Origin of the sequence: Blautia wexlerae DSM 19850, assembly GCF_025148125.1 — a bacterium.
GTDB lineage: Bacteria > Bacillota > Clostridia > Lachnospirales > Lachnospiraceae > Blautia_A > Blautia_A wexlerae.
Window position 1 is genome coordinate 3,822,791 of sequence record NZ_CP102267.1, and the last position, 24,198, is coordinate 3,846,988.

26 protein-coding genes and 1 other annotated feature are annotated in these 24,198 nt (G+C 39.8%); of the genes, 4 read left to right on the forward strand and 22 right to left on the reverse strand.

All coding sequences use genetic code 11. From position 1 onward, the window contains the following. The first annotated feature begins 70 nt into the window (after positions 1-70). Positions 71-982, forward strand: coding sequence for a 4Fe-4S dicluster domain-containing protein (locus NQ550_RS17740; RefSeq protein WP_025581083.1), 912 nt, complete (start codon positions 71-73; stop codon positions 980-982). Between the two features lie 93 nt (positions 983-1,075). Here NQ550_RS17740 and NQ550_RS17745 read toward each other — a convergent pair whose 3' ends face one another. Next, the gene (locus tag NQ550_RS17745) at positions 1,076-2,770 is read right to left on the reverse strand and encodes a carbon starvation CstA family protein (RefSeq protein ID WP_025581084.1); all 1,695 of its coding nucleotides are present in this window, start codon (positions 2,768-2,770) and stop codon (positions 1,076-1,078) included. 71 nt (positions 2,771-2,841) lie between these two features. Further along, positions 2,842-3,084, reverse strand: a binding site (T-box leader). Positions 3,085-3,603: 519 nt separating this feature from the next. On the opposite strand from NQ550_RS17745, the gene NQ550_RS17750 reads away from it, so the two are divergent. Then, a complete protein-coding gene (locus NQ550_RS17750; protein ID WP_025581085.1) occupies positions 3,604-3,918 on the forward strand; it encodes a hypothetical protein in 315 nt (104 codons plus the stop codon). 18 nt (positions 3,919-3,936) lie between these two features. On the opposite strand, the gene NQ550_RS17755 is transcribed toward NQ550_RS17750, so the two are convergent. The 13 genes from NQ550_RS17755 to NQ550_RS22655 form a co-directional block, all read right to left on the reverse strand. Further along, complete coding sequence (locus NQ550_RS17755; protein ID WP_025581086.1) at positions 3,937-4,731, reverse strand: hypothetical protein; 795 nt, start codon at positions 4,729-4,731, stop codon at positions 3,937-3,939. After that, on the reverse strand, positions 4,728-5,108 hold the full coding sequence (locus tag NQ550_RS17760; protein WP_025581087.1) for an RNA polymerase sigma factor: 381 nt from the start codon (positions 5,106-5,108) through the stop codon (positions 4,728-4,730). The genes NQ550_RS17755 and NQ550_RS17760 overlap by 4 nt, the downstream gene beginning before the upstream one ends. Before the next feature lie 379 nt (positions 5,109-5,487). Further along, positions 5,488-6,651: an RNA-guided endonuclease InsQ/TnpB family protein gene (locus tag NQ550_RS17765; protein WP_259838305.1), complete on the reverse strand. Its 1,164-nt coding sequence runs from the start codon at positions 6,649-6,651 to the stop codon at positions 5,488-5,490. Next, a complete protein-coding gene (locus NQ550_RS17770) occupies positions 6,599-7,258 on the reverse strand; it encodes an IS607 family transposase (protein ID WP_256280693.1) in 660 nt (219 codons plus the stop codon). The genes NQ550_RS17765 and NQ550_RS17770 overlap by 53 nt, the downstream gene beginning before the upstream one ends. A gap of 183 nt (positions 7,259-7,441) precedes the next feature. After that, positions 7,442-7,879 carry a PPC domain-containing DNA-binding protein gene (locus tag NQ550_RS17775; RefSeq protein ID WP_025579341.1) on the reverse strand — a complete coding sequence of 146 codons (438 nt, stop codon included), beginning with the start codon at positions 7,877-7,879 and terminating at the stop codon, positions 7,442-7,444. A gap of 17 nt (positions 7,880-7,896) precedes the next feature. Continuing rightward, positions 7,897-8,859 carry a sugar-binding transcriptional regulator gene (locus tag NQ550_RS17780; RefSeq protein WP_025579340.1) on the reverse strand — a complete coding sequence of 321 codons (963 nt, stop codon included), beginning with the start codon at positions 8,857-8,859 and terminating at the stop codon, positions 7,897-7,899. A 179-nt stretch (positions 8,860-9,038) separates the two neighbouring features. Continuing rightward, positions 9,039-9,737 (reverse strand): L-ribulose-5-phosphate 4-epimerase, encoded by a 699-nt coding sequence (locus NQ550_RS17785; protein ID WP_025579339.1) that lies wholly within the window; start codon positions 9,735-9,737, stop codon positions 9,039-9,041. Between the two features lie 167 nt (positions 9,738-9,904). Continuing rightward, positions 9,905-10,960 (reverse strand): hypothetical protein, encoded by a 1,056-nt coding sequence (locus NQ550_RS17790; RefSeq protein ID WP_025579337.1) that lies wholly within the window; start codon positions 10,958-10,960, stop codon positions 9,905-9,907. 38 nt (positions 10,961-10,998) lie between these two features. Then, complete coding sequence (locus NQ550_RS17795; RefSeq protein ID WP_029677039.1) at positions 10,999-12,411, reverse strand: PTS ascorbate transporter subunit IIC; 1,413 nt, start codon at positions 12,409-12,411, stop codon at positions 10,999-11,001. Further along, on the reverse strand, positions 12,386-13,885 hold the full coding sequence (locus NQ550_RS17800) for an FGGY-family carbohydrate kinase (protein WP_025579335.1): 1,500 nt from the start codon (positions 13,883-13,885) through the stop codon (positions 12,386-12,388). The genes NQ550_RS17795 and NQ550_RS17800 overlap by 26 nt, the downstream gene beginning before the upstream one ends. A 73-nt stretch (positions 13,886-13,958) precedes the next feature. Beyond that, complete coding sequence (ulaG, locus tag NQ550_RS17805; protein ID WP_025579333.1) at positions 13,959-15,062, reverse strand: L-ascorbate 6-phosphate lactonase; 1,104 nt, start codon at positions 15,060-15,062, stop codon at positions 13,959-13,961. A gap of 225 nt (positions 15,063-15,287) precedes the next feature. Further along, entirely contained in the window at positions 15,288-16,133 is an 846-nt protein-coding gene (locus NQ550_RS17810; protein WP_044996529.1) for an L-ribulose-5-phosphate 3-epimerase, read from the reverse strand. Beyond that, complete coding sequence (locus NQ550_RS22655) at positions 16,117-16,266, reverse strand: DUF6783 domain-containing protein (RefSeq protein WP_319017567.1); 150 nt, start codon at positions 16,264-16,266, stop codon at positions 16,117-16,119. Before NQ550_RS22655 ends, NQ550_RS17810 begins: the two co-directional genes overlap by 17 nt. On the opposite strand from NQ550_RS22655, the gene NQ550_RS22660 reads away from it, so the two are divergent. Next, complete coding sequence (locus tag NQ550_RS22660) at positions 16,198-16,350, forward strand: DUF6783 domain-containing protein (RefSeq protein ID WP_319017568.1); 153 nt, start codon at positions 16,198-16,200, stop codon at positions 16,348-16,350. The two genes, NQ550_RS22655 and NQ550_RS22660, sit on opposite strands and share 69 nt — an antisense overlap. A gap of 57 nt (positions 16,351-16,407) precedes the next feature. Here NQ550_RS22660 and NQ550_RS17815 read toward each other — a convergent pair whose 3' ends face one another. Together NQ550_RS17815 and NQ550_RS17820 are read right to left on the reverse strand one after the other, a co-directional pair. Then, entirely contained in the window at positions 16,408-16,779 is a 372-nt protein-coding gene (locus tag NQ550_RS17815; RefSeq protein WP_025579331.1) for a hypothetical protein, read from the reverse strand. Between the two features lie 131 nt (positions 16,780-16,910). Beyond that, on the reverse strand, positions 16,911-17,693 hold the full coding sequence (locus NQ550_RS17820; RefSeq protein WP_025579329.1) for a ZIP family metal transporter: 783 nt from the start codon (positions 17,691-17,693) through the stop codon (positions 16,911-16,913). A gap of 164 nt (positions 17,694-17,857) precedes the next feature. On the opposite strand from NQ550_RS17820, the gene NQ550_RS22970 reads away from it, so the two are divergent. Beyond that, positions 17,858-17,956, forward strand: a complete 99-nt coding sequence (locus NQ550_RS22970; protein ID WP_368208493.1) for a DUF6783 domain-containing protein — start codon at positions 17,858-17,860, stop codon at positions 17,954-17,956. Here the strand turns inward: NQ550_RS22970 and NQ550_RS17825 are convergent. The 6 genes from NQ550_RS17825 to NQ550_RS17850 form a co-directional block, all read right to left on the reverse strand. Continuing rightward, the gene (locus NQ550_RS17825; protein WP_081016960.1) at positions 17,935-18,318 is read right to left on the reverse strand and encodes a CHY zinc finger protein; all 384 of its coding nucleotides are present in this window, start codon (positions 18,316-18,318) and stop codon (positions 17,935-17,937) included. The two genes, NQ550_RS22970 and NQ550_RS17825, sit on opposite strands and share 22 nt — an antisense overlap. Beyond that, positions 18,302-18,886: a biotin transporter BioY gene (locus NQ550_RS17830; protein ID WP_025579325.1), complete on the reverse strand. Its 585-nt coding sequence runs from the start codon at positions 18,884-18,886 to the stop codon at positions 18,302-18,304. Before NQ550_RS17830 ends, NQ550_RS17825 begins: the two co-directional genes overlap by 17 nt. A gap of 96 nt (positions 18,887-18,982) precedes the next feature. Beyond that, positions 18,983-20,467: a response regulator transcription factor gene (locus NQ550_RS17835; protein ID WP_025579323.1), complete on the reverse strand. Its 1,485-nt coding sequence runs from the start codon at positions 20,465-20,467 to the stop codon at positions 18,983-18,985. 54 nt (positions 20,468-20,521) lie between these two features. Further along, positions 20,522-22,342, reverse strand: a complete 1,821-nt coding sequence (locus tag NQ550_RS17840) for a sensor histidine kinase (RefSeq protein ID WP_025579321.1) — start codon at positions 22,340-22,342, stop codon at positions 20,522-20,524. Positions 22,343-22,376: 34 nt separating this feature from the next. Next, positions 22,377-23,216, reverse strand: a complete 840-nt coding sequence (locus NQ550_RS17845) for a carbohydrate ABC transporter permease (RefSeq protein WP_025579320.1) — start codon at positions 23,214-23,216, stop codon at positions 22,377-22,379. A gap of 15 nt (positions 23,217-23,231) precedes the next feature. After that, a complete protein-coding gene (locus tag NQ550_RS17850) occupies positions 23,232-24,140 on the reverse strand; it encodes a carbohydrate ABC transporter permease (protein ID WP_025579317.1) in 909 nt (302 codons plus the stop codon). Between the last annotated feature and the right edge of the window lie 58 nt (positions 24,141-24,198).

Consider the following 24,198-nt stretch of genomic DNA (forward strand, 5'->3'; position numbering starts at 1 on the left):
CTATAATCAACAAAAGAAACGCCGTATATATCAGAGAAAAGCAACAGCTACATAAAGGAGATACTTAAACATGAATGAGGAAAAAATAACAACATCCGCCAGCAAAAAACTGAGTCCCGAGGAAATCAAACGGGTAAAAGGTCTTGGATGTCTTCAGGACAAACGATATGATGACATCTTTAATATTCGGGTCATCACAGGAAATGGACATATTACCACAGATGAACACCGTGCCATTGCAGATGCAGCAGACAAGTTCGGAAATGGTCAGATCACTATGACAACCCGCCTGAGTATGGAAATCCAGGGAGTTCCTTATGATAATATTGAGAAAACAATCGCCTTCCTTGGAGAGCATGGCCTGATGACAGGCGGAACCGGAGCTAAAGTGCGTCCTGTTGTCTCATGCAAGGGAACAACCTGCCAGTATGGTCTGATTGATACCTTTGCACTCAGCAAGAAGATCCATGAGCGTTTTTATGTAGGCTATCACGATGTGGTACTCCCGCACAAATTCAAGATTGCAGTTGGCGGATGTCCAAATAACTGTGTAAAGCCTAATCTGAATGATATGGGAATTATCGGCCAGAGAATCCCCAAACCGGATGTTGAGAAATGCCGGGGATGTAAGAAATGTCAGATTGAAAAAAGCTGTCCTGTACACGTTCCGAAATTAGTTGACGGTAAACTTTACATTGATCCTGAAGAATGTATCCATTGCGGACGCTGCAAGGGAAAATGTCCTTTCGGCGCAGTACCGGAATATCAGAATGGTTATAAAATCTATATCGGAGGCCGCTGGGGTAAGCGAATCTCACACGGTCAGGCTCTTACCAGGATTTTCACAGAGGAAGAAGAAGTAATGGCAGTCATAGAAAAAGCAATCCTTCTCTTCAAAAATGAAGGAATCGCAGGAGAACGATTTGCAGATACTGTGAAACGTCTCGGATTTGAGTATGTGAATGAGAAATTGATTGGCTGAGTATTAAAAAAGACACTTCGGAAAACTTTCCCAAAGTGTCTTTTTTCAGGTTTTTATTTTGATGTAAAAATATCAACAGTTTTATTTCATAAATTATGCAGTCTGTTTTTCATCATTTTTTTCAAAAAGCTTCTTCACTCCCTGGATTGCTACCAGCACACCAAGGATCAGCAGTAACACTGCGAAGATAAGCTGTAAGGTATTTCCAAGGTCCAAGCCTGTGGTAAATAATGCTTTTGTAAGCTTGCTGATGGTCATACCCAGTGCAGTAAAGGTAACTGCCATCATAAATACCATAGGAATCCAGAGCATGCAGCCCTGGCGTTTTGTTTTCTTAAGAAATACTGCGCAGGCTACAAGGGCAAGTACAGATAACAGCTGATTGGCAGAACCAAACAGCGGCCAGATTTCTGCATATCCTACCTTTGTAAGCAGATAGGCAAGTACCAGTGTAATGATCGTCGCAAAATATTTATTGGTTACTACTTTTAAGAACGGGCTCATATTTTCCTCGTCTGTATCAGAATCAAGGAAAAATTCCTGGAATGACAGACGTCCTACTCTGGCTACTGAGTCAAGAGAAGTCAGCGCAAAGGCTGATACAGCCAGATTGATCAGTGTAAATACAAGTGAATGTGGCAAACCGATTACAGAAAGGAAGTTTGCAATAGCACCTGCAAATATCTGCGGCTGAGTGGTAAGTCCCTGTGCTGCTGCCTCACCATCTGCAAAGGATGCAACAGCGATCAGTGCAATAATTGCCAGCATACTTTCCATAAGCATTGCACCAAAGGAAACCGGAAGCATGTTCTTTTCATTTTTGATCTGTTTTGACGCAGTGCCGGAGGATACCAGTGAATGAAAGCCTGAAACTGCACCGCAGGCAATTGTCACGAAAAGAATAGGGAACATATACTGTCCGTCCACATTAAAGCTTGTAAATGCCTTAAGATTACAGGATGGGTTGGCTGCAAATACACCGATAACCGCGCCAACGATCATAAAGATCAGCAGATAACTGTTCAGATAATCACGTGGCTGGAGCAATGCCCATACAGGGGCAACACTGGCTACCAGAATATATGCAAAGATAATAATATGCCAGGTTCCAAGACTTACATATACCGGGAATTTAAGTCCCAGCGCAATTGCGAGCACTAATAATAAAATAGCCACTGCAGTATTGATCCATTTATTAAACTTGGAATATTTAAGGAAAAATCCCAGTCCCACTGCCTCGATGATAAATAACATGGAAGTTGTTGCAACTGCTCCGTTTGCTGCTACCCTGGTAACGGTTCCTGCATTATCTGTCACAAATCCGTTAAAAGTTCCTGCCACAACATCTGCAAATGCTGCAACAACCAGAATACAGAACAGCCAGCAGAATAAAAGAAATAATTTCTTTCCCAGTTTTCCGATATAGGCTTCAATGATATATCCGATTGTACGGCCTTTGTTCTTTACAGAGGCATACATAGATGCAAAATCCTGAACTGCTCCGAAAAATACACCGCCGATCAGGATCCAGAGCATAACCGGAAGCCAGCCGAAAATTGCTGCCTGGATCGGTCCGTTAATAGGACCTGCGCCTGCTATGGATGCAAACTGATGCCCAAATACCACATTGGTATCAGCCGGTACATAATCCACTCCATCCTCCATCTCATATGCCGGTGTTTTTGCTTTTGGGTCAATGCCCCATTTGTTCTGAAGATAACGGCCATACAGAAGATATGCTCCACCCAGCACTACAATGGCTATTATCATCATTACTATTCCACTCATAATGTCTTCCCTCTTCTTTCTTTTATATTTATATATAAAAAACGCCCCTGCTATCCAATTTCCAATTGAATAGCAAAGGCGGAATATTCCGTGGTACCACTTTGTATTATTATACCTGTCACCAGATACAATCTCTTAACACTGTCTAAACCAAACAGCTTCTCCTGTAACGTGAAGACCACGTCCCGGCTTACTATAGATTTCAGCGGAATGCTCCCGGGTGATATCACAAAATACCATCTGCCGCATCTCACCTGTCTGCAACTCTCTGTAATCCGGTTCCTTCTGTGACCTGTCCTGTTCTATGCATTTCTCTTTTTTATTTATCTAAAGTTTTACTCTTCTTTTTATAAAATATCAAGAGATAATTTATATATATTTTACAATTATAGATAGGTGTTTTTATGCAATATGTATGATTATCAAGCAGATATTCGCAATCCGCTTCGCACGCATACGGTCATTTTATATCGTTATCTGTTACCTATAGCAATCCTCGTAAATAATGCATTTAAGACAGTTCAGCAGAGTGCGAAAGACAAAGAAGATATCTGCAGGCGTGCTGACGCACGGCAAAGATATCCGACGCAGGATTTCACACTCTGATGGGCTGGGTTAAGATGCATTATTTTAGAGGATTGCTATAAAACCATTTTCAAATGCATTCATTTGTATAATATACGTAATTGTTTTTCTGTCTTGTACTTTCTCCGTCCTCTGCATATAACAGAGAAAGAAAATTTTACAGAGATTTTTCATTAGCGAGCATGTGTATTTTACAAACTGTTTCTATAATAGTAATCAAAGAATTGAAAGAGAAAAGAGGAATCATTATGTATCAGACATTATGGAATTCTATTAATAAACAGGTAAAAAACTCACATGCTTCCGCAGCTTTTCTGGCTGTTTCACTTATGGGCTGGACAACGATCGGTCTTCTGGCAGGATTTTTGATCTGCATGATCGGCGATATGTCCTTCGTTATAAAGATAACCGTTGTCCTTTGCAGTGGCGGATATACAGGACTGATTCTTGGTTTCTTTGGCGGTATTTTATATCTGTACAGATCAGAACCCCGCCATTTGGCTGCTGCCACCCCTTCACAGGTATTTCCACAACAGTTACAAAAAGATGGTGAACCGGACTGAATTCACCATCTTTTTTCTTTATCTTCTGTTATTAATAACCTCTCTCGCCATATCTGCAAGTTCACCGGCAGATAATTGTCCATCTATTTGCAGCAAATCATACTGGATGCCATCTTTATTCCAGTTAACGCTTTGAACCTGACTGACTTCAATCTGAGAAGCGCTGTCATCGTAACTGAATACAACTTTTCCACTGGCCTGGTCTTTTTTATCCTGTTCTGTCAATTCGTAATCATCCGATACTACTTTATTTATATAATGTACATAATACAGATTTGTTCCATTTATAGTGGCAATAATATCACCTGCCGGTGTAAGCTTTGAATTGAACTTCTGCTGTTCAAACGATACAACATCTCCATTCTTCTGATAATCAAAGGACACAGATTTAAACTTCTCAATTACATTTGCATTGTCGTCCTTAAAACTGTTTTTTACAATATTGCCATCCTTGAAGCAGTACCCGTTCTCAAAGGTATCAATCAATACCGGTCTATACCCAATATCCTTTGTAACCTGTTCTGCCGTTGGAAGAGATGTATAATCAGCACGTGATGCAGATGAACCTGTCCACATTGAAATCTTTCCTGTTGCCGCCACAGCAGTAGCTCCAATTGTAAGTGTTGCAGCTATCAACAAAGGTAATATTTTCTTTTTTGATCTCATAGTCGTTTGCTTCCTTTCTGTATCTGCGAAGTCAAGTTTTGCATAAACTCTCTGTCTGATATTCTCTGTATCAATATCAAGAGCATTGCAGGAAGTATCTGCCTGTTTTTGTATTCCCAATTCTTTAAGCAAATTTTTTCTTCTCATAATCTTTCCTCCGCATTCGATAACATTTTTCTGAGTTTTCTTTTTCCTCTTGAAAGTCTGGTCTTAACTGTAGAAATATTAAGTCCCATTGCTTTTGAAATGTCCTTGATTTTTTCATCAAATTTATACCGTCTTACAAAAATCTCGCTGTCAGGTTCGCCAAGGCTCATAACTGTTTCCCATACATAATTGTTGTGAAAATTCTCTTCAATGAAATTTTTGCCATCTGACAGTTCAATATCCTCTTTCGGCAGTGAATTGCCGGCCATATGATACAAAACAGTGCTCAAATACGGTGTATAAATTTGGATTGCTTCATCTATTGAATTTTTTTCTCTGTTCCTGAGACGCTGCAAAAGCTCTGCTTCATCTGTCATATCAACCCAACTTTCTTTTTAATACTTTCAAAAATTAAAAGCTTTTAACCTTTACATTCTTATATATCCTGCCAGGGAACAAAAAGTTTCATTTCTTATAAAAAAAAGTATACAGAACTTGTGTTAAATTCTGTACACTCTCAATGAACTGTTCCTTTTGCATTTTATCTTCTACCCATCCATTTACCTCTGATACCTGATAAAAATAAAACCGTTACTGAAAACTTATAAAAAGTTATAAACTTCTATGTTCCATTCCTACTTCAACGAGTATGCTTTTGATGATATAAATATCAATCTACTCACAAGTTCCTGTACTCTCCATAGGCGTAAATTCCGGACTAACGTATCCGTACATATTTGCATTAACGTTTCAGTGTCAGCTTGCAAATTTTTCTCCATAAGTCTTGAGATTTATAGATGCCTGGAAATCTCTGTCAATCATATTCCCACACGCACATCTATAAACTCTGTCAGATAACTTCAGATCTTTTTTGATGTTTCCACAACAGCTGCAAAGCTTTGATGATGGATAAAACCGATCAGCCACAATAAGCTGGATCCCTTTATCGCTGCACTTATATTCAAGCTGTTTTCTAAACCCAAAAAATCCCTGTGCCTGAACTGCTTTGGATAAATGTCTGTTTTTCATCATTCCGCTGACATTCAGATCTTCAATACATATAAATCTTGGTTTTCGATCTACGATCTCCGATATGGTCTGATTTAAATAATTTTTACGGATGTTTGTTAATCTGTGATTTCGTTTTAATAAAAGTTTTTCCTTTTTGATTACATTATTTGTTTTACAGTAACTTTCCCCTTTCTTATTTTTCTCGTAAGAACGAGAGATACTACGCTGTAACCTGCGTTTCTGTTTTTCTGATTTCTTTACTTTCTGACTCTTATTGATGTTCTTATACTTAGCCCCATCAGAGCAGACAGCCAGATCTTTGATCCCCAGGTCTATGCCGACTCCGTCATCATTAAGTGTTTCCCTGCAGTCAGGAAATTCTACACATACGCTGATCCACCAGTTCAATCCGTCAAAGGATATTCTCGGGTTCATATATTTAGCATTTGTCGGAATACGTCCATGTTCTGCAAGTCTTACCCAATTCATTTTTTGTTTATTTGCTTTCCTGCTGGAAGAAAAGCCTTCAAATTTAACGTGTGTATTGCTGAAGCGTATCTTAACGTTGTCCTGATAGAACTTCGGCATTGATCTCTTTTTTGACTTGAATCTTGGGAATTTCTGCAAACCCCTAAAAAAGTTCTTATAAGCAGTACAGGCATCTTTGATTGCCTGTTTGGTTACATTATTTGAGATATTCAGTAACCATGCATATTCATCAGAATGTCTAAGCTTCGTAAATTCTTTTCTGAGTCCTGCATCTGAAATGAATCCGCCGCCTTTTTCATAGTTCTCTATTTCCCTGGCCAAAGCCCAGTTATAAGCAAATCTTGAAGCACCTGCGTACTGAAACATCTTAGTTTTCTGTACATTGTTTGGTATCAGCATTACTTTTATGGCTTTTACCATCTGTTTCCTCCTGTATCAGTTCACGGATAAGTTTCTTAGCTTTATTCGCTCGTTTTCCTTGTAATTTACAACTGAATACTGTGATTATCTGAACCAGATCTTCAATAAGTTCCTGCTGTTCGGATTTTTCAGTATTATCAATAATCTCAATCTCACAATTATAAAGTGAAGCGATATATTCTATCAGCTCAAAACCAAATCGTAATAGCCGGTCTTTATATAAAACAACAACCTTTTCAACCTGATTTTGAGATATTCGCCTGATCAATTCCTGAAGTCCTTTTTTCTTATAATTAATCCCGAAACCGATATCACTTATTATCTCAAATGGCTGTCCTTTTTCCAGAAGATATGTCTTAACACTATCAATCTGTCGTTCCAGATCATCTTTCTGTTTATGGCTGGAAACGCGACAATATCCAATTGTAATGCGGTTTTTAGGCTTTACATTTATTACCTGGTTGAGTTGCTCATCAGAATAATATCTATAGCCACTTACTGTAGTATGATGCGGATGAAGTTTTCCATTGGCATCCCAATTTCGTAATGTCTGGGCAGATACGCCTATAATTTTTGAAAATTCATGTATAGAATAATATTTACTCAAAGTATCAACTCATTTCAATGATATTCTATTCTAACGTCTTATAAAACTCAACATGTGCTTATATAATTTTATAATTTATATTTAACTGCTAATAACCTCCAAACTGAGTAATCTTATCTTACATCAGTTTGAAGGTTTGCACAAGAATTCCTTGCTCAATCAAAACAAATCGTTTTCTAAAGTCTAGTTAAAATCCCAGAATCCAGTCCCTGTTTCAGGATCATATTTGCGGCGGATAGTTCCGCCTGTTACCGGATGAAGTTCGATTTCTGCAGTATACAGTACAGTAATTGATTTCATATGACCTGCTGCCATGCAATGTCGTTCACCATCTTTATAAGAAAATACTGCATGGGTATGATGGTAACAGGTATTATTTTCACCTGTGACCACGTTTCCATTTAAAGATACCAACTCAAGCATTCCAGAAATGCGCTGTTCTTCGAAGCTGCCTGTCTCTGGGATAAAGGTCTGGATTTCTGCATCCTTGCATCCTCCGATTCCGGAAAAAGTGGCTGATCTGATATTTTCTTTTTTACATATTTCGAGGATTGTACTGATAATTTCGTCATCACGATCCATTCTTATGTAATAGCATTCACCGAATTTTCTGTAGTCCATTTTTTACCTCCATTCTGTTACAGCAATTTCTCGCCACAGGCAGAATCAATGATCAGCGTATTAATAAAACCACCTCGCAAAGCACCTGCAACAGCTGCTGCTTTTGCTTCTCCATAAGCAACACAGACTACATTTTTACACCTCTTCAAATCATCATACCCAATTCCTATCATTCTGTCATTTAAAGAAGTGTTGATTTCTTTCCCATTGATATCATAGAAATGACCGCCAATATGTCCAACCGCTCCTTTATTTCCCAGAAGATGAAAAGTGCTTTCCCCAAGGTAATTCTCCCAGGTTTTATATTCCACAGAACCGACACTTGTCAGAATTACATCTGCATTCTGTGCAAGCTGCAGAGCTGTTTTAATAGTATCATCCTGAATAAGAATTTCTTTTAATTCTCTATTTTTCACAAAAAGAGGGGCATAAATATACTGATATGTTCCACCGTATGCAGACGCCAGGTCTTTTGCCAGATCCATGGCATCCCGTTCCGGACGTTTCACATTTGAGGCACCCATAATCGGAACCACTGTAATAGGAATATTTTTCTTATTATTTGCATCAATATATTTCACTATATGATAAAGGGTATTTCCCCATGAGATTCCTACTACCATCTTTTCTTTAACAACAGAATCCAGATAATATGCGGAAACTTCTGACAGACGGCTGGTAATCTGTTCCTTGCCGGTATCTCTTGAGGAAACAACTCTTACTGTTTTGACACCGTAAGTCTGTTGGATTTCTTTTTCCAGATTCAAGTCACGTTCCCAGGGTTCTTTAATGGAAATTTCTACAATACCGAGTTCTCTTGCTTCTTTCAGCATTCTGGAAATTTTGGATCTGGATGTATACATCCTGTCTGCAATTTCATTTTGTGTCATTTCTGAATTGTAATATAAATTCGCTACCATGGCCAGAATGCTCCATTTCTCCTGAACGGTCATATTTTCATATTTTTTTATGTCTTCCATTGCTGTTCCATATCCCTTTCCATTATATCAGTATCAAAAGATGTTTTAACTCTGACCTCATTATATTCGAAAAAAGGATAATTTGTAAAGTCTCTGCAGACTTTCACAAACTATCCTCTGTTTCTGCCATTTACATTTTTATGGTCTGGCTTTTCTGATCACACGTACTATATTACATTTCACACGTTCTGTCCGTAGTATGCATTTGCACCGTGTTTTCTATAATAATGTTTATCCTGTAATTCCTGCGGTGCAGGTTTTACCTGTGAATTGATAAGTTCGGCACGCATTGCCATTTTGGCGCATTCTTCAAGGACTACTGCATTGTGAACTGCTTCCATACCGTCTTTCCCCCAGGTGAATGGACCATGATTTTTGCATAAGACTGCCGGAACTGCAAGAATATCTTTTTTCATTTTCCTGAATTCATTGACAATCAGAATACCTGTATTTTGCTCATATGCCTGGTCAATTTCTTCTTTTGTAAGACATCTGAGACATGGGACTTCTCCATAAATATAGTCTGCATGAGTGGTACCGTAGCATGGGATGTCTCTTCCTGCCTGTGCCCAGCTTGTTGCATAGGACGAGTGAGTATGCACAATACCGCCGATTTCCGGAAATGCTTTGTAAAGTTCAATATGAGTCGGAGTATCGGAGGATGGATTATATTTGCCCTCAATTTTATTTCCGTTCAGATCCATGATAACCATGTCTTCCGGTTTTAATTTTTCATATGGTACACCACTTGGTTTAATGGCGAAATAGCCTGTTTCTCTGTCAATTTCGCTGACATTTCCCCAGGTAAATGTAACCAGACCATGTACAGGGAGCTGCATATTCGCTTCATATACCCGTTGTTTCAGTTCTTCTAACATTATCTGTTTTCCTTTCCATAATCAACTATAGCTAATTCCATAAAATAATGCAATCAAGACAGTTCAGCAGAGTGCGAAAGACAAGGAAGATACCTGCAGGCGTGCTGACACACGGCAAAGATATCTGACGCAGGACTTCACGCTATGATGGGCTGGATTAAGATGCATTATTTTAAAGGATTGCTATAGCCAAATTCATACATAGTAATCTCATTAATTTCACGGTTTGTAGAAATCACATAGTCTTTCCCATCCTTATGGAATCCATAAGCATTTGCCGGACCGCAGTCGTGGTCTATCAGTTCTGCGTGATACTGTCCGTTTTCCCAGCAGAATTTCAGAAGATCTCTGTTTCCTTTTCTGTGACCGATCATGACTACCGGTTTTCCCTGGATTTCCCCACTCCAGATTGCATGAAGAAATTCGATTTTCTCCGGATATTCATAGTCAAGCTCATATTTACCATCTTTTTCTCTGTAAATCAGAACAGTGTCACCGTGGAATGGAGATAATACCAGCAATTCATCTTTTCCATCTCCGTCAAAGTCGATGAGAGTGGCATCGCTTGCAGGAGTTTCCAACAGGGTTTCTATTGTCCATTCCGGGTTTGCAGATGTGGGCGGATAGAAACGGAAGACTCCACCATCACAGCAGACGATGGATGACATTTTTCCATCTCTTACTACTCTGTAGTATCCGTGGTTTTTCAGCATATTATCTTTAATTACTTCCAGCTTCAGCTGATGTTTATCATCAAAGCCGCTGAGATCATCCGGAAGAAGTGCTGCATATACTTTTCCAGGGCTTGACCAGTCATCCTTGTATTCGTGTCCGGATTTGAGGCAGCATGCGATCAGATAATGTTTTCCCTCGCTTTCAATGATGTCAAATCTGTGTACAAACGGCAGATCTGTCAGAGTGCGTATCTCCCATTCTCCGTCCTTTGGTGTAGCGATGATGATCTTTGCTTCTTTGGAATCATTAGGAGAATAGAATTTATGGGTTGCCAGAAACTGTCCGTCTGTTCCCGGGACCTGTACCATTGTCATAACTCCGCCAGGGCCTTCCCACACGGTTTCTTCTTCCTTTCCATTGATATCAAACAGAATACATCTGTCAGTTTTTTCTGCTGCTACCAGAATGTGGTCTGTATTTTTATAATGTAATGGAGCTATGGAATAACATTTTTCCAGATTTGCCAGTACTTTTTTATTCATTGTGATTACTTCCTTTCTGAATCAGATACTCTTGCCTGATTCATCTAAAAATAATTTTCTTTATCCGATTTTGCATACTGGATCTGCGGAACCAGAAGCATCAGTATGATAGCGATGATCGCACCTGGAAGTCCAAGCCATTTCAACAGTGCAGAAATTCCAAGCCATACAGTCGAGAAGTCAGTTGTTCCATGCCATCCGCCGTACGGCACCAGTTCTACAAGCCATACAGTAACTGCGCCCAGCAGTACCTGGATCAGGCCACAGATAAACGGGATGATCATGGCTGCTTTTACACCGCCCCGTTTGTTTGCAAAAATAGCGATAATAGCGTTGTCAAAGAATACTGTAGTAAATCCCATGATAATGATAACCGGGGAATGGAACACGATGAGTCCCAGAATTGCAATCACCTGTCCTACCATTCCACAGAGGAATCCGATGGTTACTGCATTTCCCGGTGCATAGTTGAATGCAACTGCGCAGTCTACTGCTGGAACTGCACCCGGGAGAAGTTTATCTGAAATTCCCTTGAATGACGCTGTCAGTTCACCTACAAAGAGCTTCACACCCATATTTAAAATCTGAAGATATACGGTAAAATATAATGACTGAATCAGAATATATACCGGAAAAGCCGTTGTTTCTGCAAATCCGCTGTCAATCTGGCGCATGAAATCTTCACCGAGGATTGCCATGATGGTTCCGAAAAACACAAGCATTAAAGTAGATGTTGCAGTAATGTTGTCCTCAAACATCTTGAGGAATCCCGGAAATTTAAGGTTTTCAATGGAGTTTTCTTTTTTTCCGAATATGTGTGCTACTTTATCCGTGATCCATACTGCAACCATCTGCTGATGCCCAATTGCAAATCTGTCTTTTCCGTCTGTAAGGTTGAGACAGGCATCTACTGTAAGATTGGAGCTGACTGCCTGATAAGTACCTACCAGCATTCCTACCAGGATCGCACCTGTAATATTTCTCAAATATGGAATAAACAGAAATACGATCCAGGTAACTGTAGTAGCCTGCTGCACCATAATATGTCCGGTGAGAAGAAGTGTTCTCAGCTTCGTCCACTTTTTGAAAATCAGTAAAATAATGTTCCAGATAAATGCAATAAGAAGTGATGTCATTGCCCATGCAGCAGAGCAGCCGATACTCTCTAATGCTTCATTTGCAGCATTCAGTCCAAAATACGGATCAATTACAACTGCATTTAACTGAAATCTTTCATTTAATCCAACAAGGATCGGACGGAATGTGGTGATCAGTCCATTTGCACCTGCCATCAGGATCAGGTATCCGATCACACCCTTGAAAAATCCGCCTACACATTCGTACCATTTTTTTCGCTGAAGAATATATCCAAGCAAGATGATCAGACCTACAAAAAGCTCTGCTCTTGTCAGGATATTGCTTGTTAAAAAATTAAATATGGAATTCAAACCTGCCATCTTTTTGCTTCTCCCCCCACACTCTCTTATAAATACGGTTCATCTGTGCTCTGTATCTTTCGTATTCCAGAATCTTTTTATCATCAGGAAGATAAATTTTCACTTCATCCTGACGGCTGATACACTCAAATGCTTTTTCTACATTCTCAAAAATTCCCATTGCTGTGACTGCGATCATAAGTGCCCCTCTGGCTGTGGCATCTGCTTTTCCTCTGCGGATGATCTTCATACCATAGACATTGGTCTGTATGTCATTGAATGGAACGCTGTTGGAAAGACCTCCATTGATGTAGATGTCAGAAACTTTTACATATTTGTTCATAATATCGATTCCATTGCGGATTTCATAGCAGATTCCCTCCAGAAGGCTTCTCAGCATATCCTGCTTTGTTGTTCCGAGAGTTACATTTGCAAACTCTGCTTTTGCCATATTGTTCCAGTCCGGTGTGGATCTTCCCATAAAGTATGGAACACAGAGACATCCGTGTGAACCGATCGGTGTCTGTTCTACTTCACGGTTAATCTCATCAAAAGAACTGTCCGGATAAAACTGTCTTCTGAACCAGTCAAATGCAGAACAGCAGGTTAATACACTGGATTCCAGAATATACTGGCCTTTTACAGATGAGAAGTTGCAGATTGCATCCTGTTCCAGATTTTCCGGCACCTGATCTGTTGCTGTGATAAGATAGCCACCTGTTCCGGTTGTTACAGACATGACACCTTTTTTGACTACTCCCTGTCCGATGGCTCCACACTGCTGGTCACCTCCAGCTGTGATCACAGGAATTCCTTCCTGACATCCCGTGATCTCTGCAAAGGCTTTTGTAATATGTCCGCAGACACTTCCCGGCTCTACCAGTTCGCACAATTTTTCTTTTTCTACATGAAAAATTTCCAGAAGTTCATCATCCCATTCATGAGTACGGATGTTCATCAGAAGTGAACGACTTCCATATGTATAATCTGTGCAGATACGTCCGGTCATCAGATAAATGAGATAATCCGGGATGACCATGAATTTATATGTTTTTGCATAGATTTCCGGACGTTCTTCACGAATCCACATCATCTTGGAGCCGGAAAACACCGGATTGACTCTGGAACCGCATAGAGAAAATACCTTGTCATTCAGGTTTTCCATAGATTCGCAGATATAATTTGTTCTTTTATCCTGCCACATGATCGCATTACTCAGCGGACGGATATTCTCATCTACCGGAATTACAGAAGAACGCTGTGAAGTAATGGAAATTGCATCAATCTTCTCTCCCATATTCTCAGCTTCTGCTACGGACTGTTTCAAAATGCTGTACAATGCATTTTCCCAGTCTGCAGGATTCTGTTCTACCCAGCTGTTTTCCAGATAGGTGGCCTGATAGAATTCCTGCTTCTCTGTCAGACATTTTCCCTGATGTTCAAAAAGTATTCCTCGCATACTTGATGTTCCTACATCAATAACCAGTACATTCATCCCAAATTTCTCCTTATATACTTTTTCTCCACATAATAAACCCTTCGTTGACCGTTTTCAGACAATTCTGTTTTTATAAGCAAGAACGGAACGGAATATTCTGTGGTGCTTCGAAGCAGTCTTCAAATCCTCTTCTGTGGTGATAGTAAATCTTGTCCTTGTCTGCCGGGTATGTGTATTTGCCGCCTACCTGCCAGAAGAATGGATGGAATTTATATTCATTTCTGTCTTTCTTGAAATCATACAGAACCTTTATCTCATCGCAATCTGCCTGGAAGTTTGTCCATACATCCCAGTGGATTGGAACTACTACTTTACATTTCAGATTTTCTGCCATACGAAGGATATCGATAGATGTCATTTTATCCTGCATACCGATGGGATTTTCTCCAAATGAACCGAATGCTACATCGATATCATAGTCTTTTCCATGTTTTGCAAAGTAGATGGAGAAGTGTGAATCTCCGGAATGATAAATATTTCCGCCTGGTGTCTTTACCAGATAGTTGACTGCTTTGTCGTCCATGTCTGTCGGGCACACACCTGTAAGTTCTTCTCTGTCCGGACCTGTGGAATCTGTTGTTACGATACAGGTTCTGTCAAAGGAATCCAGAGCCACGATCTCGATGTCTTTGATCTTAATGGCGTCACCAGGTTTTACTGTGATGCAGCGGTCTGCCGGAACACCCCATTTCTGCCAGAGTTCTACAGATTTCTTTGGTCCGATAAATGGCACCGGGATTTCTTTTCCGTTTTCATCTGTAGTTGTCATTCCACTGTTGATCACATGTGCCGCCCACTCCGGTGACATATGATCCTGATGATAATGTGTGGCAAGAACTGCATCTACTTTCTTAAATGCAAATGGATCAATTACAAATGGAACGTTTCTCAGGTTTGGCTGCATGGCTCTTCCTCCACACATGTTTGCCATCTGATGTCCGACTTTCATTTTTCCATCACCGTGTGTACGTTTTCCGTTTCCGCACCAGAGGTCAATAGTGATGTTTGTGTCTGCCGGTGTCTTGAACCATACACCTGTACATCCTAACCACCACATTGCTACATTTCCCGGCGCTACTACTTCGTTCTCAATATCTTCTACTAACCACGTACCCCATTCCGGGAAAGTGCTTTCAATCCAGCTCTGTCTTGTCATTTCACTAATCTTACTCATGAATCTCTCTCCTTTTGATTATAACGTTTTTCTCTTGTTGAGAGTATATTATCACCTGCATTTTTATATTTCAACATATTTTCACCATCTGCACAAATGTGCAATTTACATTTTTTCAGTGTTTGAACATTTGTAATTTACAGTGAACAAAAAAGAGAAAGAAAAGAACATCTATCATTCTTCGCTTTCTCTTTTATTATTTGTTTATGTTTCCAACTGCTTAATTTATGCTTCTCTGTCCAGAAGTGTACGCATACTCTGATTTGCAAAACAGATATCTTCTTTCCAGTTCTCTTTTCCTACGTCCCATAATTCAGTTACGTAGCGGCGGACACCCAGGCTCCATGCTGTGTTAATGATTTTTTCAAACTGTACATGGCCTGTGAGAAAAGGAACTTCGCGGAAGATTCCCGGTTTTGTTTCTTTCAGATGGAGCGCGATCAGTTTTCCCTTACCCAAGGAGAGATCTTCGCATACATCGTGTTGATTCTCTACTGCTGCGTTTGTGATATTTCCTGCATCCGGGTAGATTTTCAGATATGCGGAATCTACCATGTTTACATACTGGACTGCTTTTCCGGTAGTGTTCATGAAGTTATTCTCCATGGTTTCAAATCCTACCAGAATTCCCTCGCGTTCTGCGATTTCTGCAATCTTTTTTACATTTTCCAGAAAGTATTTCTTTGTTTCTATTGTGGATTCTCCAAAGTAGATATCATATCCCGGAATCATAACTGTACGCACGCCCAGATCAACAGCAAGCTCTATGGATTTCTCTGCAATCTGCATTGCTTTCTTTCGGATTTCTTCGTCCGGATCGCCCAGCGCATATTTTGTCAGAGCACTTACACTCATGGAACCAATCGGAAGTCCCGCCTGAAATACAGCTTCCATAATTTCTTTTTTTTCTGCTGTATTCATGAAGATACGATTGATTTTTTCATCTGTGGCATCTATGCACATTTCCATGTAATCATATCCACATTCTTTGGCACATTTTAATTTTTCACTCCATGATAATGTATTTCTCATGGCTTTCTCATATAATCCAATCTCATACTTTTTCATCATGCAATCTCCCTTGTATTACTCTAGAGCGCGTTTGAAAAATGCTTTTCGCAAGATGTGCGTCACAATTTGTGGGAGATTTTGTCCGGATGAGGGCGTCGTAGCGGGCTACGGCAACCGAATTCGGGCAAAATATACCGCAAAGTGGGGCGTGCAGATTGTGAGAATGATTTTTCAAACACACTCTAACACTCATTTACTTGTGATTTCGATTGCATGATAGCATTTCAGATTCTGGTTTTCAACATATTTTCATTCAATGCACATATGTGCAATTTTAACATCTTCCACAGTTTCTGCATGGATTGCATTTGGCTTTTTTTATATGCGGATACCATTCATGGATTTCCGGTAATGGATCGCCTTTTTTCCATTCTTTTACACTATAGTGATCCATAAAAAACACTTTTTCCCCAAAGTATTCTATTTCCAGTGGATAGATTGTAATTTTTTCAGGATTCATACAGCTTTGACAGATTCTGGGGGACAATATCTGATCTCCAAATGATACTGCCTGATCCATAGTAATGATCTGCATATGATTTTCGCTGATATATTCTATTTTTTGTTCTGCTGCACATGTGTATGCTGAGGGAATTTTCACTTTGTTGATCGTAAATATCCCTGCAGGAGTTTCTGCTGTTTTCATTAATCTGCCACCTCTAATTTCTGTCTATAGCGATTCTCAGAAATAAAGCATTATTTTGATGATCACTATAATCCTATACAGCTTACTATAGTACTCTCTACATATTCTGTCCATAGTGCATTATTATCTGTTTATCCAAGTGCTACATCTAGTATCATCATCAGAGAGAATCCTATGGCAAAGAAAAGGGTTCCTATGTTGGAATGTTCTCCGGCAGACATTTCGGGGATGAGTTCTTCCACTACTACATAGAGCATAGCTCCGGCAGCGAAACTTAAAAGATATGGAAGTGCCGGGACAATGAGGCCGGCGGCAAGAATCGTAAGGACTGCACCGACAGGTTCTACAATCCCGGACAGGACTCCACCTGCAAAGGCTTTGGTTTTTCCCATTCCCTCAGAACGCAGGGGCATAGAAATAATGGCTCCCTCGGGAAAGTTTTGAATGGCAATCCCGATAGAAAGAGCCATGGCTCCCATTATAGTGATCTGGGCGTGACCTGTTAAATAGCCTGCGTATACGACTCCTACTGCCATTCCCTCCGGAATATTATGCAGAGTTACTGCAAGAACCAGCATGGTAGTTCTCTGAAGTTTGCTCTTCGGACCTTCTGCCTTGTTACTGTTCTGGTGAAGATGCGGGATCATGTGATCCAGCAAGAGCAAAAAAAGCACCCCTATCCAAAATCCCACTGCTGCCGGTACAAATGAAAGCTTCCCCAGTCCGGAAGACTGTTCAATTGCCGGGATCAGCAGACTCCATATGGAAGCTGCAACCATAACTCCTGCTGCAAAGCCGGTAAGTGCCCTTTGAATCTGTTCATTCAGATTCTTCTTCATGAAAAATACGCAGGCGGCTCCTGCAGAAGTTCCAAGAAAAGGAATCAAAATTCCATAAAATACATTTATATCCATCAATTTATTCCTCCTGTTTTTATTTGTATGCAAATAAAAGAAATAGGTTCTTGTTATTTGTTTGATTTGGTTAGTCTACTCTAACTCTATTCAGTATATCAGATTTTTTGACAAATAAAAAGAGAATACAAAATTTTTTGTTATTTTGTATTCTCTACATTAGAGTGTGTTTGAAAAAGCTTTCTGCAAAATATACTGCAAAGTGGGGCGTGCAGATTGCGGAAATGTTTTTCAAAACACGTTACATAGTGCAACAGAAATAAATATTCTCATGTAAACTGCATTTTGGATTAAATCCTGCGTGGCAGTAAGGGCAACTGCCTTTTTTGTATTCCTGAAGTGTAAGTTTCCTGCCGCAGTTTCCGCATAAAACAGGATAAGCTTCTTCCGGTGTTGTTGCCACAAATGAATGATCTTCCAGTTCATCGTGGCAGGAATAACATGCGTAATATTTCCTGCACTTCGCGCAGAGCAATGCAGCTATATCAAGCTGTGTGTGATAGTGTGTACACCGTCCTGCTTTATCAAGTCCGATTCCGTGAATCTTTATGTTTTCCTGCTTTACCAGATTGTCTTCCGGCAGGCTATTCTTTAACCTGTTACTTTTATCAGTGGTTTCCTGCATTGTTGATTCCTTTTCTGATGGGAATTGCGATCAGTACTGCAAGAACTGTGATCACAATATCCTTTGGAATAAATGCTGTTAAGGAGTATACTGCGATTGCCGGGATGCTCATGGAGCCTCCCACAAAGTGCCACTGCAGACCACCGATTGTCTCAACGATCAGAAGTCCGATCAGTGCAAATCCGATTGAGATTGCAAGGTTCTTTGTCTTGTTCTCTGTTTTCGGACGGATTCCGCAGAGCCAGGTCATAATCGGCCATGCCCAGATGTATCCTCCTGTAACTCCTACGATGCTGCTGATTCCGCCTGAGAAGTTAGCAAAGATCGGAAGACCGATGGCTCCTAACAGAACGTAAACCAGTGTTGCTGTAGTTCCAAGCCTGGAACCAAGTACTGCGCCTACAAGTGCTACACCAAATACCTGAATGGTGATCGGTACACCGGTAGGCATTGGCAGTGAAATCTGTGATATTACTGCAAGAACTGCTGCAAACATACCAACCAGTACCATTTCTCTGGTTGTAAATTTTCTCTCTGCAGCAGGGCTTTTTGCATATGACTGACTCATAATAAGACTCTCCTCTTTCCCTGTTGATGATTGATTTTGACCTTCTTTTTATATCATAAGCGGGGAGGATTGTCAACTCATTTTCTTGTGTTTGGTTTACATTTGTTTCCGATAAGTATCGGGTGACACGTCTGTATAGCGTTTAAACACTCTGGAGAAATAAGTGCTGTTTTCGAATCCAAGAAGTTCTGAGACTTCATAGACCATTTTTCCATCCTGAAGCATTTGTCTGGCCAGTTCTATTTTTCGGAGATTTACATATTCTATAAAATTATAACCCATTTCTTTTTTAAACATGGTGCTAAGATAGGCTGAAGAAACTCCTGTTTCAGCAGCTGCATCTGACAGATGGATTGGTTCCATGATATGCACTTCTATATATTTTACTACTTTCTGCAGAATTTCTGACCTGCTGCATTTGTAGGCAATCCAGAATTTTTCCATAAAAATATCATTAAATTTCAGGAACCATTTCTCTATTTCCCTAAGACTTTCCATCATCATGATTTTCTGATAATGACAATTATCTCCGTCCAATTCTATTTCTTCCAACGCACCATTCAGTGACTGTGCAACCATAGAATAAATCCCCAGAATATCCATAAAATTTCTTCTCAGCACATTGATACTGATATAAGACTCCTGTCGGATCAGTCCGAAAATTCCATGCAACTCCTGTTCAGTTTTTTCTCTGTCAAAACTTCTGATTTTCTCTTTTAGGGAATCCAGATATCCATGCATTCCTCGTGGACTATGACCTTCTGTTTCAATCTTCTTTTGAAAAAACACCAGCTTCTCTTCTTTATCATAATAACTGAAAAGTTGTATCTGTTCAGCCATCGCAGCAGCCCGAACAATATCCGCAGTTTTTTCCATACAACCTTCAAAGATTCCCATGTACAGTTCTCTGTCTGTTTTCCGCTCTGCCCTTTTCTTCAATTCCATATAAACAGATTTTTCTGGTTTTTCTTCCAATAGAAAATATCCATACTGATTTCCCTTCTGGATCTGCAGACCTTCCCTGAGTTCGGTTTCAGCCCATTTATGGATTATTTCCGTAACCCTGGACAACTCCTCTATATCTTTCGCCAGTATACAGATTAATGTCTGATAATTACAGGCACCTGCCAAAATATCTCTGCTGTCTCTCACAATCTCTTCATAACGGATCTCACGTATTCCCTGCATATGAACCGTAATTCTTTCTTCTGTTTCTACCAGACACTTTTCCAGAATATTTTCCAGTTCATCGGAACTCAGATTTAGTTTTCGCAGATAATCATACGCACCAAGTTTCATTGCCTTTTTTACAACATCGAATTCTTCCTGGCAGCTTACTACGATTACTTTGGTTGGCATTTCTTCTTTTTTCAGAAATTCCAGAATTTCAAGCCCGCTAACTTTTGGTATGTTCAGATCGAGAAGAATGATATCCGGACAACTGTTCCGGATCATTTCCAGTGCCTCTTCTCCATCTGTTGCATCCGGCAACAGCTCCAGTTCCAGTTTTTTCCAGTCTACAAGCTGACGTAGTCCAAGCCTCGCCAAAATTTCATCCTCTACGATCAGTACTTTTTTCATAGAATGTTCTTCCCTTCATCCAGATAATAATTACTGTCTTTTTATCCTATTTTATCACCTTTCTTCTGATTCTGTAATTTTTTTTGGAAGACGTACCCATATTTCAAAACCATTTCTGACCTTTTCATTATAAATCAGTCCATAGGATTCCCCATACAAGAGCTTCAATCTGGAATTCACATTATAAAGTCCAATTCCCGTTACAGCTCTCTGGTTCTTCTCTCCCTTCAGAAGATCTTCAATCTTCTTTTTATCCGCAGAATTTCCATTATTAAATACAGATATGACAAAATCATTCTCATACTCTATTGCAGAGACTATGATTTGCCCTGCTGTCACACCTTTTACTCCGTGCAAAATCGCATTTTCTACAATCGGCTGCATGGTAAATGCAGGGATTTCATGATAGAACAGTTCCGTTGGAATTACATTATAATATTGAAACGAACTTCCAAACCGCATCTGCATGATATCTACATATGACTTCAGAAGTGCTGTCTCCTGCCCCACAGTAGTCATACCATTTTTATTACTGTAAACTGCATGTAGGATATCTCCCAATGCCTCCAGTGCTTTCTCTGTGTTTTCATTTCCGCCTTCCCGATTTTGTCCTTCTTTTATAGCCATAATTCTTATGGAATTAACCGTATTAAAGATAAAATGAGGGGAAATCTGCGACATAAGCATTTCATAATGAGCTTTTTCTTTTAATCTGCTCTCTCTTTCCACATTACCCAGAAGCTCTTCTATCTTTTTCCCAGCCTGATTATAGCTGGATACAAATTTACTCATCTCCTGAAAAGAGCCTTGAGGTTCTTCCAAAACTGCCATTCCATTGGGAGCTTTTTCCAGAGTTTGTGCCACTTCGACCAAAGGTCTGGCGATTCTTCTGGAAAAATATAACATGGTACAAACGGTGAATCCAATCACCAAAAGTAACATTTCCAGAATTCTCTGGAGAATCTTTCTGTTTTCTTTTAGGAAAATTTCCTGGGGAACAAGGTAGACCAGTTTATTGGAATCATTCTCCAGTTCGCCTTCCATATAATAAAAATCATCTTTCAAATTACCTGTCGTAATTTCATTCTCAGAAATCTCCTTTACAGTTTCCTGTTCTCTCAGTTCTTTCAGCTGTTTCTGATATTTCTCATTATACTCCATCAGTATATCATTGTTTCTGTCCAGGATATAAAGGGCACCGCCTTCCTCTGTCACCATACTTGCTGCCAGTTTTCCCCAGATTTTTTTCTCAGAAAGCCGAATCAGCATGACTCCCAGATTTTTGCCGGAATAATCTAGAATTTCCCGTCCCATATAAAAATATTTCTGTATATTGTCATGTATTGTCATTTCCTGGAACATGGTTTCTATGCCTGTACTGTAAGTTATCTTTCTTCCATTCTCCAAAATCTCCTGATACCACTGTTCCTTCTCATAATTTGTTTCTGTCTTACTTAATGTATAAGAACCGATCATATATCCTTTTTTCGTAAGTATAACTACTTTTCCGCCAACGGCATTTAAGACGGAGCTCTCTACATCCGAAATATCATTAGAAAGTTCTCTTTTCGCCTGATAGATCTCGTAGGAATCCCCGTCTTGCTCTAAAATTCGCAGATTTTTCAGTGTATTTTTATTTGTCATCAACATGCTTGTAGCATAATTGGTCACTTCAACCATCTGATCTGTGTTATCCCTGATCTGGGATAGCAAATCTGTCTCATTGTTAATCTTATTTTCCGTGGTAACTTTCTGAAGATAGAAATTCAGAAGCATCAAAGCCAGGCACAACGGCAGCACCACAAAAAGTCCCATATAAAATGTGAGCTGCCTTCTTATGCTCTGGTTACCCGGATTTTTACGTTTGAAACTCATACGCAAATTTCCTCTTTCTACATCTGACCTGTATTTATCCTTTCACTGCACCGGCCGAAAGTCCCTGTACCAGATTCTTCTGCACCAATGCAAAGAAAATCAGAATTGGTATCAGACTGATCACCACCGCTGACATCAGCAGTCCCCAATCTACAGAATACTGTCCTACAAAGTCCTGCATACCAACCTGAATGGTTTTCTTTGAAGTTGTATTAATAAAAATAGAAGCATACATATATTCATCCCAGGATGTCATAAAACAGAACAAGGCTGTAACAAAAAATCCCGGCTTAGCCACATGAATGATCACATGGAAGAAAGATTTCAACCTGCTGCAGCCATCAATCCTGGCAGCTTCCTCCAACTCCCATGGGATGGAAATAAAAAATGCACAGGTATTCCATATGGCAAAAGGCAGGGTAAAAGAGCAGTACATCAGAATCAGTCCTATATAACTGTCAATCAGATTCAACTGTTTCATAATAATATAGTAAGGAATACACAACAGGATTCCCGGAAACATTCTTGTCATAAGAACCGCCATCTTGATTTTCCCGGCACCTACGATTCTATATCTGGTAAGTCCATATGCTGCCATTACTGATAATATCATACAAATCAATGTTGTGACCAGTGTAATAAAAATACTATTCATAAAATATCTTACGAAATTCGACTGAAACAGCACCTGTCTGAAATTGTCAAATGTGATATGTGTCGGTATGATCTGCGATGGATCATAGATCTGTTCCTTTGTTTTCAGGGCAGTCAGTACCACATAGATAAACGGGGTCACTGCAAGAAAAACCATAGCTATTGTAAATACATATGCTACCACATGCCGTATGGCTTCATTTCGTTGTTTTGCATGCATATAGTTTCCTCCTCCCTATTCTTTCTCACTTACCATCTTCAAATAAACTCCGGAAAAAACAGCCATGAATACAAACAATACCACGGATGCAGCTGCTGCAGTTCCGAAATTATGATCAATAAATGCTCTTCTGTATGCATATGTATAAACAATCTCTGTGCTGTACAACGGTCCACCTTTGGTCATCAGCCAGATAGTGTTAAAACAGGACACAATACCGATCAGGTTCAGGATTGTGGAAATAGCCAAAGGTTCTTTGATAATCGGAAGTGTGATCCTCCAGAAACACTGCCAGCGACTGGCACCATCTATTTCTGCACTCTCATACACATCCCCGGAAATTCCCTGCAGTGCAGCCAGAATAAAGATCATCTGAAATGGAATTCCCTTCCAGATTGCCGTCAAGATTACACACCAGAACGCTGATCCCACATTTCCAAGCCAGGATACAGATTCTGTAATCATTCCCAGTTTCACTGCCAGAATATTAATGATACCTACATTTGCATTGTATAAAAAAGTAAAGGTCATAGCTGCTATGGCATGGGGAACTGCCCATGGAACCAGAATCAGGGTTCTGTATACAGATCTTCCTTTCAGTTTCTGGTTCAGTGCAAGTGCAAGAAGCATGGCTGCCACAAGCTGTACCACAAGATTCACCACTGTCCACTTTACTGTATTTCCAATAGACTGTAGGAACACTTTATCTTTGAAAATATCAATATAATTCTGCAGTCCTGCAAAGGTATTAAACGTGGGATCGTTTGGGCGTACAAGGTTATAATTTAAGAAACTCAGATAAATACCTCTGAAAAGAGGATACACAGAAAGTGCCAGTACCGCAATCACTGCTGGTGCCATCAGAAGATATCCTGGAAGATTTTTTTTCAGTTCCAGGCCTTCTTTTCTACATATTTTGGACATAATCTTCCTCCCTTCTCAACGAAGAAGCGCTGCCGCCATTTCACGCCAGCGCCTCTGT

Coding starts and splice junctions, on each gene's coding strand:
- NQ550_RS17740 (WP_025581083.1), top strand. CDS start 71: ATGAATGAGGAAAAAATAACAACATCCGCCAGCAAAAAACTGAGTCCC.
- NQ550_RS17760 (WP_025581087.1), bottom strand. CDS start 5,108: ATGACAGATGAAGCAGAGCTTTTGCAGCGTCTCAGGAACAGAGAAAAA.
- NQ550_RS17795 (WP_029677039.1), bottom strand. CDS start 12,411: ATGGCAGGTTTGAATTCCATATTTAATTTTTTAACAAGCAATATCCTG.
- NQ550_RS17775 (WP_025579341.1), bottom strand. CDS start 7,879: ATGGACTACAGAAAATTCGGTGAATGCTATTACATAAGAATGGATCGT.
- NQ550_RS17780 (WP_025579340.1), bottom strand. CDS start 8,859: ATGGAAGACATAAAAAAATATGAAAATATGACCGTTCAGGAGAAATGG.
- NQ550_RS17815 (WP_025579331.1), bottom strand. CDS start 16,779: ATGAAAACAGCAGAAACTCCTGCAGGGATATTTACGATCAACAAAGTG.
- NQ550_RS17840 (WP_025579321.1), bottom strand. CDS start 22,342: ATGAGTTTCAAACGTAAAAATCCGGGTAACCAGAGCATAAGAAGGCAG.
- NQ550_RS17810 (WP_044996529.1), bottom strand. CDS start 16,133: ATGATGAAAAAGTATGAGATTGGATTATATGAGAAAGCCATGAGAAAT.
- NQ550_RS17825 (WP_081016960.1), bottom strand. CDS start 18,318: ATGCAGGAAACCACTGATAAAAGTAACAGGTTAAAGAATAGCCTGCCG.
- NQ550_RS17750 (WP_025581085.1), top strand. CDS start 3,604: ATGTATCAGACATTATGGAATTCTATTAATAAACAGGTAAAAAACTCA.
- NQ550_RS17765 (WP_259838305.1), bottom strand. CDS start 6,651: ATGGTAAAAGCCATAAAAGTAATGCTGATACCAAACAATGTACAGAAA.
- NQ550_RS17835 (WP_025579323.1), bottom strand. CDS start 20,467: ATGAAAAAAGTACTGATCGTAGAGGATGAAATTTTGGCGAGGCTTGGA.
- NQ550_RS17850 (WP_025579317.1), bottom strand. CDS start 24,140: ATGTCCAAAATATGTAGAAAAGAAGGCCTGGAACTGAAAAAAAATCTT.
- NQ550_RS17820 (WP_025579329.1), bottom strand. CDS start 17,693: ATGGATATAAATGTATTTTATGGAATTTTGATTCCTTTTCTTGGAACT.
- NQ550_RS17845 (WP_025579320.1), bottom strand. CDS start 23,216: ATGCATGCAAAACAACGAAATGAAGCCATACGGCATGTGGTAGCATAT.
- NQ550_RS17745 (WP_025581084.1), bottom strand. CDS start 2,770: ATGAGTGGAATAGTAATGATGATAATAGCCATTGTAGTGCTGGGTGGA.
- NQ550_RS17755 (WP_025581086.1), bottom strand. CDS start 4,731: ATGAGAAGAAAAAATTTGCTTAAAGAATTGGGAATACAAAAACAGGCA.
- ulaG (WP_025579333.1), bottom strand. CDS start 15,062: ATGAGTAAGATTAGTGAAATGACAAGACAGAGCTGGATTGAAAGCACT.
- NQ550_RS17800 (WP_025579335.1), bottom strand. CDS start 13,885: ATGAATGTACTGGTTATTGATGTAGGAACATCAAGTATGCGAGGAATA.
- NQ550_RS17830 (WP_025579325.1), bottom strand. CDS start 18,886: ATGAGTCAGTCATATGCAAAAAGCCCTGCTGCAGAGAGAAAATTTACA.
- NQ550_RS17785 (WP_025579339.1), bottom strand. CDS start 9,737: ATGTTAGAAGAACTGAAACAACGGGTATATGAAGCGAATATGCAGCTC.